General features: G+C 27.6%; 9 protein-coding genes and 1 riboswitch. Of the genes, 1 reads left to right on the top strand and 8 read right to left on the bottom strand.

The features are described 5' to 3' along the window. Positions 1-86: 86 nt before the first annotated feature. The 7 genes from MHZ36_RS06095 to MHZ36_RS06065 all read right to left on the bottom strand — a co-directional run bounded on the left by MHZ36_RS06095 (position 87) and on the right by MHZ36_RS06065 (position 14280). A complete protein-coding gene (locus MHZ36_RS06095; RefSeq protein ID WP_239230306.1) occupies positions 87-1556 on the bottom strand; it encodes a Sau3AI family type II restriction endonuclease in 1470 nt (489 codons plus the stop codon). 130 nt (positions 1557-1686) lie between these two features. After that, positions 1687-3552: a DEAD/DEAH box helicase gene (locus tag MHZ36_RS06090; protein WP_239230305.1), complete on the bottom strand. Its 1866-nt coding sequence runs from the start codon at positions 3550-3552 to the stop codon at positions 1687-1689. After that, positions 3545-4759: a ParB/RepB/Spo0J family partition protein gene (locus tag MHZ36_RS06085; RefSeq protein WP_239230304.1), complete on the bottom strand. Its 1215-nt coding sequence runs from the start codon at positions 4757-4759 to the stop codon at positions 3545-3547. The genes MHZ36_RS06090 and MHZ36_RS06085 overlap by 8 nt, the downstream gene beginning before the upstream one ends. After that, on the bottom strand, positions 4760-7687 hold the full coding sequence (locus tag MHZ36_RS06080; RefSeq protein WP_239230303.1) for a DNA-directed RNA polymerase subunit alpha C-terminal domain-containing protein: 2928 nt from the start codon (positions 7685-7687) through the stop codon (positions 4760-4762). A gap of 210 nt (positions 7688-7897) precedes the next feature. Then, entirely contained in the window at positions 7898-8932 is a 1035-nt protein-coding gene (mcrC, locus tag MHZ36_RS06075) for a 5-methylcytosine-specific restriction endonuclease system specificity protein McrC (RefSeq protein WP_239230302.1), read from the bottom strand. Further along, the gene (locus MHZ36_RS06070; RefSeq protein ID WP_239230301.1) at positions 8929-11079 is read right to left on the bottom strand and encodes an AAA family ATPase; all 2151 of its coding nucleotides are present in this window, start codon (positions 11077-11079) and stop codon (positions 8929-8931) included. Before MHZ36_RS06070 ends, mcrC begins: the two co-directional genes overlap by 4 nt. A 48-nt stretch (positions 11080-11127) precedes the next feature. Beyond that, entirely contained in the window at positions 11128-14280 is a 3153-nt protein-coding gene (locus MHZ36_RS06065; RefSeq protein WP_239230300.1) for a DEAD/DEAH box helicase, read from the bottom strand. Between the two features lie 347 nt (positions 14281-14627). Then, positions 14628-14729, top strand: a riboswitch (SAM riboswitch). A gap of 67 nt (positions 14730-14796) precedes the next feature. Between MHZ36_RS06065 and MHZ36_RS06060 the strand changes: the two genes are divergently transcribed. Next, the gene (locus MHZ36_RS06060) at positions 14797-14979 is read left to right on the top strand and encodes a hypothetical protein (protein ID WP_239230299.1); all 183 of its coding nucleotides are present in this window, start codon (positions 14797-14799) and stop codon (positions 14977-14979) included. Positions 14980-15088: 109 nt separating this feature from the next. On the opposite strand, the gene MHZ36_RS06055 is transcribed toward MHZ36_RS06060, so the two are convergent. Continuing rightward, positions 15089-15517, bottom strand: a complete 429-nt coding sequence (locus tag MHZ36_RS06055) for a MerR family transcriptional regulator (RefSeq protein ID WP_239230298.1) — start codon at positions 15515-15517, stop codon at positions 15089-15091. Positions 15518-15617: the final 100 nt, after the last annotated feature.

Below are 15617 nucleotides of genomic sequence, written 5' to 3'. Positions count from 1 at the left end.
CTTGTTAATTATTATAACATAAAACCGAACGATCGTTCTATATATATTTGCTATAATTAAACATTTTACATTATAACATAGAAAGCCTAAAGTAATTCCTCAACCTGCTTTTTAATATAGTCATTGTTTATCCAAAAACTTTGCTTAGTCATCCATTCATTTGAGTAATCATCGCTATTAGGCTTATTAATCCAACGAATAGGCTGAGGTAACTTATTAGCATATTTACCATTTTCTCTATAATCTCTCTTAGTTTCATGTGGCCGTACATGACAGATTAATTGATCTGATTTATTTACGAAATTATTTTTTATTTTCCATCCATCAGTAGTTGTTTTATCAGGAACTGCCTCTAAAATAATACCGTCATTAATCTTATCGACTGTGTCCTGCCACATCTCTTTTACAGGCCCTTCAATATCTTCTTCTGGCATACTAAAAAATTTAATACCTTTAAAGACATCTTTTTCACCTTCTGTTTTAACTACAAAAAATAAGAATCTAGTTTCAAGTAAAAAATTATGCCATTGAGCACTTGGAAAACCATTTTCATCAACCCAAGTTTCATGTGCCAATTCCTCAAACTTAAATGACTCAAATGACATACTCTCTTTATTTTGATTTTTTTCATTAAATTTAATTGTTTTAACTACTATTGAAGATTTTTCAAACTCTTCTACCTTTGGAAAAGGATTGCTCGTTGTAATTTTACCTTTCAAATTCAAAATGGCAGAAGCAATTCTATAGTTTAAATGATATGCACCCTGATTTATATTAAAATGACTACATAATTCTTCAGTTGACCATCCAACGTATGGACGAAATTTATCACGAACAATATTCTCTATAGATTTCTCTTCTATTTCAAACTTATCTTTGATTATAGAGTTTATTTTTTCATCACCCAATACATATTTTCTCAATAGTGATGTCATATAACCAGATTTCAAGGAGAAAGCTCGTTGTTTAGCTTTAATATCTGAATAAGGCTGATTTCTAACCGATTTTGATGTTGCGCCTTTAGTACAAGGGGATAAATAATTTGTCAAACCTTCACTTAATTCATGCGCCTTACCACTTCTTATGTAATCATGTATGATATGCCAATCTTGCTTAATAATTTCATAGTCTATCGGATTGTGTTTCATCTCATATAAAATTGCTTCTTTGATTAACCAATTATCTCGAATATCCTCTTTTATATATTCATAAAACGCTAACTCAATCGTTCCATTTTTATATAAAAAGCTACTCTCTTCAAAAGTTTCTTCCGCAACCTTATCATAATTAATTATATTCAATACTAATCTTTCTTTAGAACTGTATTGACCATTTTTCAATTTTTTAATAGGTGTTGCTTTTAATTCAACACCTGCCTCTTCCATATCTGGTTTACTATCATTGTCTTTCTCCTTACCAAACCAGGTTTCAAAGGCATCGCCCGCTGAACTTTTAGTTCCAGTAATTGTATTACCACCATTGAGTTCTTTTAAAGTCTTACCAACAGCTTCTTTCGCTCTATTGTGGACTTGTTGCTTCGTTTTATATTCAGTCATGGTTTCCTCCGTTAATTCTCAATGAATTGATAGTTAATATAATATAAAAGGTTTAATTTTAGAGTTATGACTATTATTTTTTTTATTAAAAGTATTCCGTACTAAAAATACATAAAGGCTTCATTAAAGTTTAATTAAAGACGTTTTTGAAGAAAAAATCTAAATCTTCATCATCAGTTGGAAGTATTTCTAATTTATCATTGTCTATCGCTTCTAGCATTAGTCTTTCTTTGTCAGATAGCCTTTCGTAAATTCTCTCTCCTAACGAATAATTTCCTTGATTAAATTTATATACTTGTTGCATATAATAATATTGTGTGTAATCTTTATCCTTTAAACCTAATCGATGAATTCTATCCTTGGATTGTAATAAATGTACTAAATTAAAACTATATTCAAAATAAATTGCATCGTGACAAGTCTTATGTAATGACACTGATTCTGCAAGGGTATGTGGATTTGTAATAAGTACTTTTATATTCTTTTTTTTAAAATTATTTATTATATTCTTCCTATTTTGATGATCAACATCTCCTGATATTATATCTGAATTAATATGCATTTCATCTAGATGTTTCTTAATAGTTCTCATACTTTTAATAAAAATACACCAAATAATCACAGTTTTGTTTTCATTATATAAAGATTCAACTAACTTCAGTAGTTCCTTCAATTTACTTGATATTTCAATTTTATTTACTAATTTTTCTATTTCCTTGCTATTATCCTTTTGTTCAATTAAGTCTATATCGTTCTCATAAAAATCAAACATGCTAGTAAATTCTTTGAGATTCGTAGTATTAAGTAACATCTCAGGAACGCTTTCCATTTGAGCGATTTTTGCAAATAGAGCAAGTTGATTATTTTTAAATTTGCTAAATAATAGCCTAAATAGTTCTTCTTCATCTCTATTTGCTGTAACTTTAATAAACTTATCTTCATTAACTGGTGGTACATTTAATTGATGTTTAGTTGTTCGTGTAAAAAAAGGTCTAATTTTATTATTTATTAATTCTATTTCATTCTCATTAGGATTTTTTAATAATGATAAATCAAATTTAAAAAAATGATTATAATCATATGGATATAATAAATTCAACAAATTATAAATATCTTGGTAACCATTAGGTATCGGTGTTCCCGTTAACGCAACTACATATCTAGCATTTTCTATTATATTTAGAGCGAAGCTTGCTCTTTTGCCACTTGGATTTTTTATTCTATGCACCTCATCAAATACAATTAAGGTATGTTCATCAATTATATTTTTTACTTCTTCTTCAACACTTTCTAAAACTTCATAATTTAAAAGAATTAAATTTCTACCGCCGCTATCATATTTCAATTGTTTACGCTTTTCATTACCACTATTACTTTCTTTAATATTTAAGTAATTCAATTTAGCTTTCTCACCAAAACAAGATGTAAACTCGTCTATCCATGATCCAAATGAATTCAGTGGACCAATCATTATAATTTTATTTACGCTTTTATTCTGAGATAAATATGCATACATGCCATAAACTGTTGATGTCTTTCCAGAACCAGGAACAGAAAAATTACCAGATTTTTGCATCAACGTCATATAAAATGCATCAAGCATTTGCTTGTCTCTTAATTCACGATCCAAAGCATTATTTACTATCTCTTTAAATTTATCATATTGCTCTGTATATCTACTATCTCTCTTTTTAATGTCATTACCTACTGAATATTTTAAATTTATATGTGATTGTATTTGTTCTATATATTCTTCTATATTTTCAGAAATTACAAAATTTATATTCTTTTGCTCACAAACTTGTGTGATTAATCCAACAATTTTATTAATATCTGCATAATAAATTGATTTTTTGAAATCTAACTTTCGATCTGTATTATTTTCAACGTACTTTTTTATTCTCATCTTATATTTTGGTGTCTTTATTAATTTTAAAATTTCATTCTTTTCGGCTGATACAGTTAGTTGATTATCAACCATTGCAATATTAATCATTTTTTCCAGCCTCTTTTTTAATTTTCACTATTTCTTCTTCTAATTGTGTTAATGTATTTAAAAATTCAGCAATTTTATCTTCTTCTAACGAAATTAGAATCATGCTATCAATATTCTCTATAGCTTCAATTGCTTTTTCCAATTGCTTTTTTGGTGCACTTTTAGTTTCTGTCTTTTTTATTCTTTCTTGATATTTGTTATAACTATCACTAATTTCTTCTACTAGTTCATCATCTCCACGAATTTCAGTATTTAAAAAATTCAAATCCACTACATCGTCTTTTTCTTCTATTTTTTCCTGAACCTTTTCAGCATGGTTTAATTGCTCTTCCATAAATGGATCGAACTGTGGTGTATTGACTAGGTTTTTTATATTTCTTATATACCTTGTCATGTCTCCACCAGGTTTAACCATTATAAAATTAAAAATAATATTTTTTAAGTCTTCCTTTTTATCTTCATCTTTAACTTTATTTAATATCATGTTAATTTCGCTTAATGGCCCATCTAATTCCAACTCTCTTGCGATATAAAAATGTTTTGGCATATTAATAAATTCAAGAAATTCTACCATTAATGTTGCTCTATTAACTAATTTCTTGACTTCACCTTCTGATTGCTCAGTATTTCTGGCATATTCTTTAACTGATATCAATTCATTTTCTATAATGTCATTATATACTCCAACTAACCTATCTATCGGATTATATCCAACCCTTTCTTCTCTACCATGTTGCAAATATAACTCAAGTAATTTTATTTCTTTTTTGCTCTCCTCAATATCTTTATCAATTAAAACTCCTTCAATATAATTGAATTTTTCATCATTTTTTGCAAGTTCACGTATACATGTAAATCGTCTATTACCATCAATAATACGTCCATCATTCAATACAATTATGGGCTCCTGTTGTCCAATCGCATTGATATTATTCATTGTTTTTTTAAATGCTGCTTCATCACTTTTTTTAATAAATTCAGCTATAATTTCGTTATAATATTCTGTGTCAGTTCGATTAATGCTATCCACTTCATTATCTGCTTTGTATTTACTAATCCAAGTAGCAATTCTGTCATTCTGATCATTATAATATAGTTCGCTTATTCTAATTTTATAAACAGGATAAACCTCTGTTAGACCATCTATAGTCAATTTCTTCGTTTCTTTAGTTTCTTTAGTTTCACTAATCTTTTTTTCATTTAACATTTATAAAAACTCCTCGTAATAATAGTCTATATCTAAATAAATTTTCTCCATAATTTCATCGTAATACATACCTAAATCTTGTATCACAGCTATAACTTTGTACTTTTCTATGTTTATATTGTAAGTGTCACTTATAAATGATAATAAATTGTAAATATCTATGATTTTTTTGTAATTTATAATATGATATAAAAAAGTTTTTAAACTTACTGGTTCATTCAATTTAAATAAGTAATTATTACTTATTCTTTGACTATAAATATTGCCAACCCCTCTTAATATTGAACGATAAAATATATTATCAAAACCAAATTCATCTATTTTCGTAGTATCTATAACTTCTAAAATATTTGAAAGTGACCAATACTCATTATCTTTTAATAAATTCAAAACCTCTTCCCGAAATTGTATAAATAATTCTTTATATAGACCTATTTTGTTTAATTTCTCTATATTTATATATTTGTGATTATCAAATTCAATGAGGTCCATACTATAAATTTTTTTAAATAGTTGACTTCCAAATGAGCTTAAATGCCAAATTTTCAAGGGTATTTTATATGCATCTATAATTTCGTATTTTTTAAAATATAGTTCGTCAAATAACTCTGTAGTATTATTATAGTAATCACTTATGTAATAATTAGTGTATTTTTTGTAACCTAACTGATTTAAATATAAAGTCACCATACTTGGCTCTATACTAATTTCATTGCGTATATCATCTACAAAAATTATTGCCTGATTATCTACAATTTCTATTAGCTTATTTAAAATATCCTCACTTATTTCAATATTTCTTACTATGTAAGTATCATTTACTAAGTATTCATTTATTTCCCCAAAATAATTAGCTAGAATCGAACCTTTCTTCACTCCATATACTTCAGAATATAGTTCTGCTAATTGTTCTTTTTTTATCGGAGAGTTTTCAAATAAAAGGTTTTTCACTTGTTGGTTTCTATCAGCCTTTCCTATAATAATATGAGGTGTTCTCACAAATTTAATTTCAACTTCTTTAATAAACTTTTGAGTACGTTTCATTATGTTATGTAATTCATATTTATTTAGTATATTATAATCTTTCATTAATTGTTCGTTACTATTAAATATGAGTTCCGTTGATAGATCCATATCTTGCCATTCTATTAAACCCAATTCTTCATAAAACAATTCCCAATCAAATTCATTATAGTCATAAAACCTAAACTGCTTTTTGGGTCTTTCAACTACTATATCTTGATCACTGATTCTTGCCTCTACATATCTATTGTCTAATTCTAATCCTTCTTTAGTACCTATATTTTCTTCGATAAAGAGAGAATATAATTCTTCAAGCTCTTTATGTGTCGTGATATCTTCACAGTAATGGCGAATAATGTACCTTAATATAGGTAATCTTTTTTTGATGATTGATACTTCTCCTAAAATAATTTGATTTTCTTGTAATTTAGTTGTTACTTTACGTTTCAAACTATCATCTGCTCTTTCATCATACAAGATGTTTTCCCAGGGTTCTTCTCCTTCATCATACTTTAAAGCCAAATAATTATATCCATCATCTTCAAATAAATAATAAAAAATTGTTTGATTTAAATTGTAATTTTTAAACCAATATGAATTTCTTGATTCCTTAACATTTCCAGGTAAATAAATTAACGCCTTTTTTATCAATTGTCTTGCTCTTTCACGAGTTAGATTTAAATTTTCTCCTACTTCTTGAAGAGTTTGCCCTTTCAATCGATAATTTAACGCTAAATATTGATTTTCGGGTTTAAATTGCTTAGCATAATCTAATAATGACTTATCTAACACCTTTACTTTCATACCATCTAAAACAAATAATCCGTCACTCTCAACCATATTAAATATTTTATTGAAATCAATTTGAGAATTAACATTCTTAAAATTATCTTTTAATTGTTCATATTTCATTTTATTCGAATACTCTTTTACATACTTATAAACTATTTCTTTTGACTCTGTAATATTAAATTCTAATTCTCTTATTTCTTTATTTATTTCTTTATTTTCAATAACGAAATAAATCAACTCATTAAAACCATATTGGGTTACATCTATATAATTATTTATTATTTTTTTAATTTTTCGAGTTATAGATAACAGAATATTTTCATCAATATTTAACCAAAATTTAAATCTATGCTTCCTCAAAAAATTGATTTCTAAAGGTTCGTAAATAATTTTTTCGTTATACATAACTACTAATTTATTTAAAAGTGTTTTTACAATTTTTTCTAATTTATTATCAGATAATCCATTTACATTCCTTGGAGTAAACGTGATAAATGTTTCGACATTATTTAAAGATAAGTCCATTATTTTTTTGATTTCACTATCCCTTGCATCAATACAATTTAACTCGATTTCTGTCTTCAATTTCTTTTTATCTCTAAAATAAAAATTTAAATTTTCAGAATCCTTAATGTATAGAGCATCACTTATTCCTTGTTTTATTTGTACATAATTATTAGTAAATACTATTTGTTCAATATCACAGTAATTCATATTCAAGTCATTTCTGATGTTACTTATAATATCTAATAATATCGTGATTTCATTTTTATTAATTCCTCTAAATTTTTTCAAATCATCCTTCTTTAATTCTAAGAATACCCCAACCGTTTGAATATTATTATTCTTTAGAAGAATATATAAACTATTTTCAATTGCTATTTCTTCGATACGTTTTGTTTTTAATTCATTAAAACTCAGATTCTTCAAATTATAATTTTGTACTTTGTTAGGTTTGAAATTTATAATTTCTTTGACTGATTTCTCTCCTAAATTTTTAATTTTTTTTAAATCTGATTCTTTGATTTGGTAAATTTCTTCAGTATTGAAGTATCCAGCATTTATCAATGCATTCTTACTTCTAACGGATAAATCTGACTCACTTATCAACAATACAAACACTCCTAAATTAAATTATGTATGTTTCATATTTTGCACTATTATATCATATTTCTTATATTATTTATTATAAACATACAAAATAATATAGCATGTAGTTAAATTTATCTGTGATAGAATCAAAAAGTCCAATGTGTCTAATTTTACATCATTATGCATTTTGTAATTATTACAAGAGCATATATTAAAAAGAGTATTTTGATACTAAATATCAAAATACTCTTTTACAATTTTGTTCAATTGCTTTTTAATTTGAAAAAAATCTGTATTCATATCTAATGTAGTAACACTGATTTGATTGCCACTCATTTGAAATTTATTGTTTGGCACTATTTTTTCATCTGTTTTCGCATATAATAGCATTCCTGAAACCTTCGCTTGTTTTACCTTTAAATTCATATCTTGATTTTTTACATATGTAAAAATTTGATAAAGGTTCGCTGAATGAATTTTATATGTATCATAAAAGCTTTGTAATGATTTAGTATAGTACTTAGCATCTATAATTAAGTAATTATTATTACAAGAAAGCATAATATCACTTTTCATACTTGGTAACATTTTCGCTTCGTTGTTATCTAAACTCCAAGGAATGTGTGATGCTGTCACTGATAATTGAGGAAATTCTTGTTTGTAATATTCAAATATAAATTTTTCATACAAGCGTGACATACGTTGTTCATCTATAAAATCCATAAGCTGTTTACTTCCTTCACTTTTATCTTGAAGTAAACCTTCTATAATTAATTGGCAAATAGATATCAACATTTTATAAGTCTTATTATTTCGACTAAAACGTAAATTCCAATTTATAGTACGTATATTTAGTATTTTAATATTTTCAAAATATGCTAGTAAGTTTTTGATGTTCTTTTTTTGCTTTTTTGTAATTCTATTTTTTAATAATGACAACATTGTTGTTTTAATTATTTGGTTCATATAATTATCTTTAGAGAATTCATCATATGTACAACTGAGCTTTTTATTCATAAAATCTTGATTTCTAATCGATTGTGAAATATCAATTTTACCGCGAAGCGTTGTAAGTGACTCTTGTTGTTCGACATATTCATAGTGTAGACCCCGTTTAATTTGATTGGAAACTCCTTTTACTAAAATTTCCGTATATAATTCAGTAGAATTATTAAACTGTTCTGTTAATACTTCTTTATAACCATTTTCTTTTAAAATAGTAAAAGCATACGATAACATATAATAGATATTTTTAATCTCTATCATTTTATCGAATCCCTTAACTTTTCAGCCCACAAATCAACTTTAGACTGCTCATCAAACCAATATTCATTAAGTAAAGGCAGTATTTCATATTCTACAATATTAGATAATACATCGTCTGTTGTATTGACTAAATTACAAAAGTAGCTATGGCCAATTACGAAACCTTCCCCTAAAGTATCATCAACCATGATTTCTGCATTCAAATTTTGAATGCATTGAACTAGTGAATCAAATTTTTCATTTCCTAACATCTCTTGATATGACCTAAAACCTTTAGTAGTAAATGATGCCATCATATTGTAAAATGCAAATCGTCTACGTAGTGCATAATCAAGTATGGCAAGACTTCGGTCCGCTGTGTTCATCATTCCAATAATATAGAGGTTTTTGGGAACTGAAAACTTTTCATCAGCATAAAGTAATTCCAATTCTGATCCTCGTTTATCATTCTCAATTAACATAAATAATTCCCCAAATATCTTACTTAGATTTCCACGATTAATTTCATCTATGATAAAGAAGTAATCATTTTCACTATCTATTTCCGCCTGCTTACAAAAATTGTAAAATGTGCCGTTACGGAGTTCAAAACCTTTTTCTGTTGGTCGAAAACCCATAATAAAATCTTCATATGAGTAACTTTGATGAAATTGGATCATTTTTACTCTTTCTTTATCTTTACATCCCATCATTGAGTACGCTAAACGTTTTGCCGCAAATGTTTTACCAACACCCGGAGGACCCTGCAAAATGACATTTTTTTTCATTTTAATTAACTGAACGAGTTTAAAATAATCATCTGATTCTATGAAAACTTCATTTAAAAAATCATAATCTGTATAAATTGGATAAACTGTATCCGGTGTTTCAATTTTCTCTACATCATCTTGTTCGAATAGTAAATTTAATTTTTTAACAAATTCATTATAGGGCGTAATTTTAGTTAATGTTTTATTCGCTGGTTTAATAAAAATTGGCCAAATACCTTTATTCTGCCATTCGATATAGCGAATACTTTTAAATTGGCTATCGGAATTGTAAACATAGTCGGAAGTGACAATCCCCCAACCTAGAATTGTATTTTGTCCCCTTTTTGCATAAACTGTATCCCCTATTTTCATTTCATTAGTGAATTGCCATATTGCATTTGTTATGTTGGTATAATTTCTGTCATTAGCATGTACTTCCTGTAATTTACTATTTATTTCTTCTTTATTGCTATATATTGAAAAATCACCTATTTCATTCCATTCAATAGACATTATGCCTTTTTCATAAAACAACTCCCAATTTACTCCTTGAGACCCAGGTGAAAAAATCCAATAATCTTTCGATTCGATATCCTTATCCGCATCAGTTGTTTCAACTTCTTTAATACTAGATTCTTTTTTTTGTTTTTTTATTTCTTCTGAATACCGCCAAACTTCATAACTGAAATCAACAAAATCAATTAATTCTTTTTGTGCATTAAATAAATAATCGTTTAATATTTTAATAATGTTTAAATAATCCTTACCGCTTAAATAATATGTAAATTTTGGCATTTGATTCGTTAGTTCGTTTGGGATTTTACCAGACTCATAAATATACCAAATTGAGCGCTTATCTAAATTCACATATGTTTGAGGAGATATCCAATACAAACCACTTGTTAACTTACTATTGCCTATTCCTTTTTTGGAAATCACTCGATCAAAATAGTGAATAAATTGATTAGCACGATACTCATTATTCTCATTAGAATAATTTAATGCTGCCTCAAACAACGACCATAACTCATCTATATCATCTTCTTCTCGGTCTCCAACAAAATAATAGAATGTAGCTCCCATATTATTAACTGTGGGTATACTCTCAAAACTAGTCGGTATATCTGCCTCTACATTTAAAATTTCAGCTAAATATTTAGCAATTTTAATTTTATTAGATACTCTCATAGAACTTTTATTAAACAATGAAAAAACAGTAAATGGATCTATATCCATTATATTATTATCTCGCTCTAGCGTAGGTAGTTTCATTTCTGCAAGTTCATATACTCTTTTTATATTATTAATTAGTTGATCTCGCTGCTCACGAAAATCAAGTAATCTATTAGCAAGTTTTCTATAAAATTTAATCCATGTTTTATCAACTAATTCAACCATCATTTCATCTCCCATTAAGCCTGATTTATACACTTATCAAATATATGCTTAATCAATATTCTTTTCTTTATATATAATTTCATAAAACGGTTTAGATTGTATTCTTTGAAGGTCACCAATAACATAGAATTCCTTTTTAGCCCTTGTTACTGCTACATTCAATAAATTAGGTTTCTCACAAGACCAGTTTACAGCACCGTCTTGTGTATTATCAGTACCAACTACAAAGTATGCTTTCTGTGCTTCTTTCCCTTGGAAAGTATGTACAGTACCTATAGATTTATTCACCCATCGACTAATTGTTCCCCGTTCTATATTAGTCTTGTGAGGCAATCTAGATTTTACTAATTGCTTGATTTGATTTTGGACTGCAGAAAATGGAGAAATCACAAAAGAATTCGGTTCCATCTCTCCATTTTTGATTGCTTCATTCCAATCATTAGCTAGCAATTCTAATACTTTTTCACCATGTTCTTTCACATATTGCTTTTGCAATGAAGTCCCTCTCGAATTAAACCAACCCGTTTTCCCTACTTTTTCAATGTCGCTAGGTAACACCATTTTATTGTTATAAGCTATCTGATTAGCAATTGAGAACATAGGATTTAAACAACGTCTATGCACCCATAATGGAATTCCTATCCACGTCTTCTGATCTTCCTCAGTAGCATCTTTTTTCCAGAATCCATAACGATTGGCATTGTCTGCTATAGCTTGCACCGATGCTTCTTTTGATACTAAACGTTCTGGAACATTATAATTTTTCCGAATATTATCTATCAAATGACTTTCTAACGTAACAACAGGTTCTATTTGAATAGGATCCCCTACAGCCACCATATGCTTAGATCGATTCAAAGCACCAACTGCTGCTTGGGGAATTGCTTGTCCCGCTTCATCTATAAATAAATGATCAATAAAATTTTGTGGTATGCTTTGATACATAGATTTAAAACTAGCAAACGTTGTACTGACAATTGGAAATATCAAGTGCATCACATTCCATGCATTATATACAACCTCAGGTTTTGCATCTATCAACCTTCGTCTATCCTTAAAATCCTTGATACCATAATAAATAGTTGTATTGTTAGCTATTAACAACAATTTATGTAAAATCATTGATCTTAGGAATAACATTGCCCTTCTATACTGTAATTCATCACTTGTCCATAAATTTGAGATTTGTCTTGAATCATAATTATTTTCATTCCAAAAATCTTTAGAGGGAATCGTGAATTTAGAGTCGACACAATACGTTTCAAAGTCTTGTACTTTATATTCAATACTTGCCAAATGCTTTTGAACTTTTATTAGTTGCTGATTTAAAGATTCTTGTTTTGTGTTTTTATCAGTAATATCTTCTTGTATTGAATTTTTAGTTCTCTCTAAGTTCAGCTTTTTTGTTAATAACTCTTGTTGTTCTTTATTATATTCCTGAAATTGACTGTCTTCTTCAGCATTGATTAAAGCTTTCAATTTATTGATTAAACCTTTATTATTTGCCTTTATAGATTGCATTAAGTCACTTATAATACCCAATTGCTTATCATTATAATTAATTTGATTATTCAAATCTTCTAATTTTTTATTACCATTCTCTACTTCAAGTTTTGTTTTTTCTAATTGTTTCTTTATTGTTTGTTTTTCACTTTCCAGTGAAATTTCATCAATTAAATATTGTTCATAGTCTTTATATACATCAAATGCTTTTGTTGCTTCTTTTTTCAAGTTTTCAACATTATTTAGTTCTTCTAAAAATAATTTTTGTTGTTTTTTCCACTCTTTCATCAATTCTAAATAACTCAAATTATTATTTTCGTTTTTTAGCAATTTTGCAAAACCGATATTTTCATCATCTTGTTTCAACAGTTGGTCCAGTACTTCATTAATATTTTTACTTTTACCAAATACACCTGAAAATAATCCCCATGCCTTTTCGCCGATTAAACCTTCAGCAATCCCTGCAAATTGACCTAACTCTTTCACTAATTCTGCGTAACTCTTTTCATATTCTGGAAATTTGCATTTTTCAGGATTTCTAATAACCTCTTCCAATTTTGGTAAATCTTTAGATATATTCTCAACTGCACCATTGTTACTAGAAGCGACAACCATCTTATATTTTGAAATATTCTCTTTTAAAAGATAAACATCTCTTTCATCTGTTTCATGTAACTTAGTTTTCTCAAATGCATCTTTAGGATTTTTCAGTTTAGCTAATTCTTTACCTCTTTCAACAACAAAGTGTGCAAAAACATCTTTTAATAAAGTCGTTTTCCCTGTTCCAGGTGGTCCATTAACTGAATCAATATTTGCATCTGTATTCGTAATACGATTCACAGCGAGCTGTTGCATAAGAGATAATCTATGCTCAGTTTGTGAAGGCCAGCGTCCATCAGGTAATTGTGAAGGATGCAAAAATTTCTCAATAATTTCTTTATTTTCATCAACTTCTATACGTTGACTATCATCAACTCCTTCTATATAACTTATTAAAGCGTCACTTGGATTTTTTCTTGCCTCTTCTATATCACTTATAAAGAAACTATTAAATTCTGGTTGCGGAGAATTATAATTATTCAAGAAATCGATTGTTACATAATGTTCAAACAAGCCGTCATTTGTTGAATGTAGTACTGAGAAAAACGTATCGTATGCTTTATCCATTTTTTCTAGTTTTTGTTCATTAATAGGCTCATCTGCTAAAATTTCTTTTACTTTCTGCAGAAATTTATTTACTGAATCATTGTATCGCTCTTCTATATCAGCGTTTTTATTTTTTTCAATTTCTTTTAAAGCGCTCATTATCATTGGTATATGTATTGAATCACTTAAGACCTTACCTTTTTCATCAGTATTGAAAGTATAACCATAACAATGCTTTGTACTAGGATTATAAATATCTGAATGATTACTAAAAATATCTTGAATTTTCAGATTAATCTTATTATAGTAAAAGCAATGTCTATAGAATTTAAATATTATATTGCCAGTTTTCTTCTTCTCATCTGAAACAATAAAACGATTATCGTTCCATATATCAAAATATTCATTAAAACTTTGAAGTTTCGTTTGTTTCCTTCCATTTTTGAAATGGTTTGATGACAAAACATCTTCAGTTGTATAATCTACTTTACCAGGACTTAAAGATTCAATTAACAACCACGCTGACAATGTATCCTTTACCAATTGCCCCATCATAACCCACCTTGACTGTTTTATTTTTTTGCTTAACACTATTTTAACAAATAAATTAATAGTATTAATAGGTTTCCTCAAAATTAAAACATTGATTAATATTAAGGTGGTCAATCTTCACTTTTACTAATCTAATCAACAGAACTATGAAACACAAAATATTTATATTTTTAACAATTAAAAATAGTCATTCTCAGGATTACATTGCTTTATATCAAAAGGCAGTCTCGTATAATACTTAATAGATATTGCCTTAATACACCACTAATTCAATTTATCTAAAAATTACTACACGTCAATATTCAAAAGCATTTATATTGTGTTATAATCATCTTAATAAAATAGTTCTCTTATTAAGAGTGAGTGGAGGGATTTGGCCCTTAGAAGCTCCAGCAACAGCTAATTTGCGATGTGCTAATTCCAACAGTATTTAGACTGAAAGATGAGAAGATATGTAATGCTCTTCTTAATTTGAAGAGCTATTTTATTGTATATAATTATAAAGGTGGTTATATCATGAAATCATGTCATGAACTATACGCAGAATTAGAATATTGGAATCAATATTCAGCTAAGAACTTTTCAAGTAGTATATTAAAACGAGGTAAGATCAATCAAATTAAACATCAAATACTTCAACAAATCGATGTTTCAAAAGATAAGGATACTATTTTAAAAATCACAGATTCATCTCAATAATAATTGATTAAGCGAAGTGCCAAAGCACTTCGCTTATTTTTTATATTAGCGGTCCATCTTATTCACGTTTAAGTATTTGTTGGTTCTATTATCTTCATATCTATACAAACTATACTTCTATATAGTCAAATTTTTTATCACTATTTCCCCACAATGATGGGTTTGTATCGTCTTCTATTTTACCTTCCATAATATCTCTGTAGTGTTGCTCTTTATTTATAATGTATTCTTTCATTTTTTTAATTTCTTCATATTTCTTTAGAACTTCTTCTTTTTGAGCTGCAATGAGTTCGTAGCGTTCATTAATTGTTGATTCGCCTTCTAGACATAAATCTACATATTTTTTTATATTATCGATCGACATGCCACATGTTTTGAGTTTTTTTGCGCCTGCTAACCATTGTAATGAAGCGTCATTAAATAATCGTTTATTATTCTCATCTCTAATAAGACTTGGCGTTAATCCTTTATCTGTATAGTAACGTAATGTGTGCTCAGTTAACCCTAAAATTTTAGATGCTTCTTTAATTGTATACATATTTATCACCTTATTTTTATTTTAAGTGTTGACTTCGAGTAACTCGAAGGTATTAAAGTAATATTACTTCAAATACTCAATATTGTAAATATCGAGCTTA

The organism is Staphylococcus sp. ACRSN (assembly GCF_022346615.1).
Classification (GTDB): domain Bacteria; phylum Bacillota; class Bacilli; order Staphylococcales; family Staphylococcaceae; genus Staphylococcus.
This window is presented reverse-complemented; position numbering and strand designations above follow the sequence as displayed.

Coding starts and splice junctions, on each gene's coding strand:
- MHZ36_RS06095 (WP_239230306.1), bottom strand. CDS start 1,556: ATGACTGAATATAAAACGAAGCAACAAGTCCACAATAGAGCGAAAGAA.
- MHZ36_RS06060 (WP_239230299.1), top strand. CDS start 14,797: ATGAAATCATGTCATGAACTATACGCAGAATTAGAATATTGGAATCAA.
- MHZ36_RS06070 (WP_239230301.1), bottom strand. CDS start 11,079: ATGGTTGAATTAGTTGATAAAACATGGATTAAATTTTATAGAAAACTT.
- MHZ36_RS06085 (WP_239230304.1), bottom strand. CDS start 4,759: ATGTTAAATGAAAAAAAGATTAGTGAAACTAAAGAAACTAAAGAAACG.
- MHZ36_RS06065 (WP_239230300.1), bottom strand. CDS start 14,280: ATGGGGCAATTGGTAAAGGATACATTGTCAGCGTGGTTGTTAATTGAA.
- MHZ36_RS06090 (WP_239230305.1), bottom strand. CDS start 3,552: ATGATTAATATTGCAATGGTTGATAATCAACTAACTGTATCAGCCGAA.
- mcrC (WP_239230302.1), bottom strand. CDS start 8,932: ATGATAGAGATTAAAAATATCTATTATATGTTATCGTATGCTTTTACT.
- MHZ36_RS06055 (WP_239230298.1), bottom strand. CDS start 15,517: ATGTATACAATTAAAGAAGCATCTAAAATTTTAGGGTTAACTGAGCAC.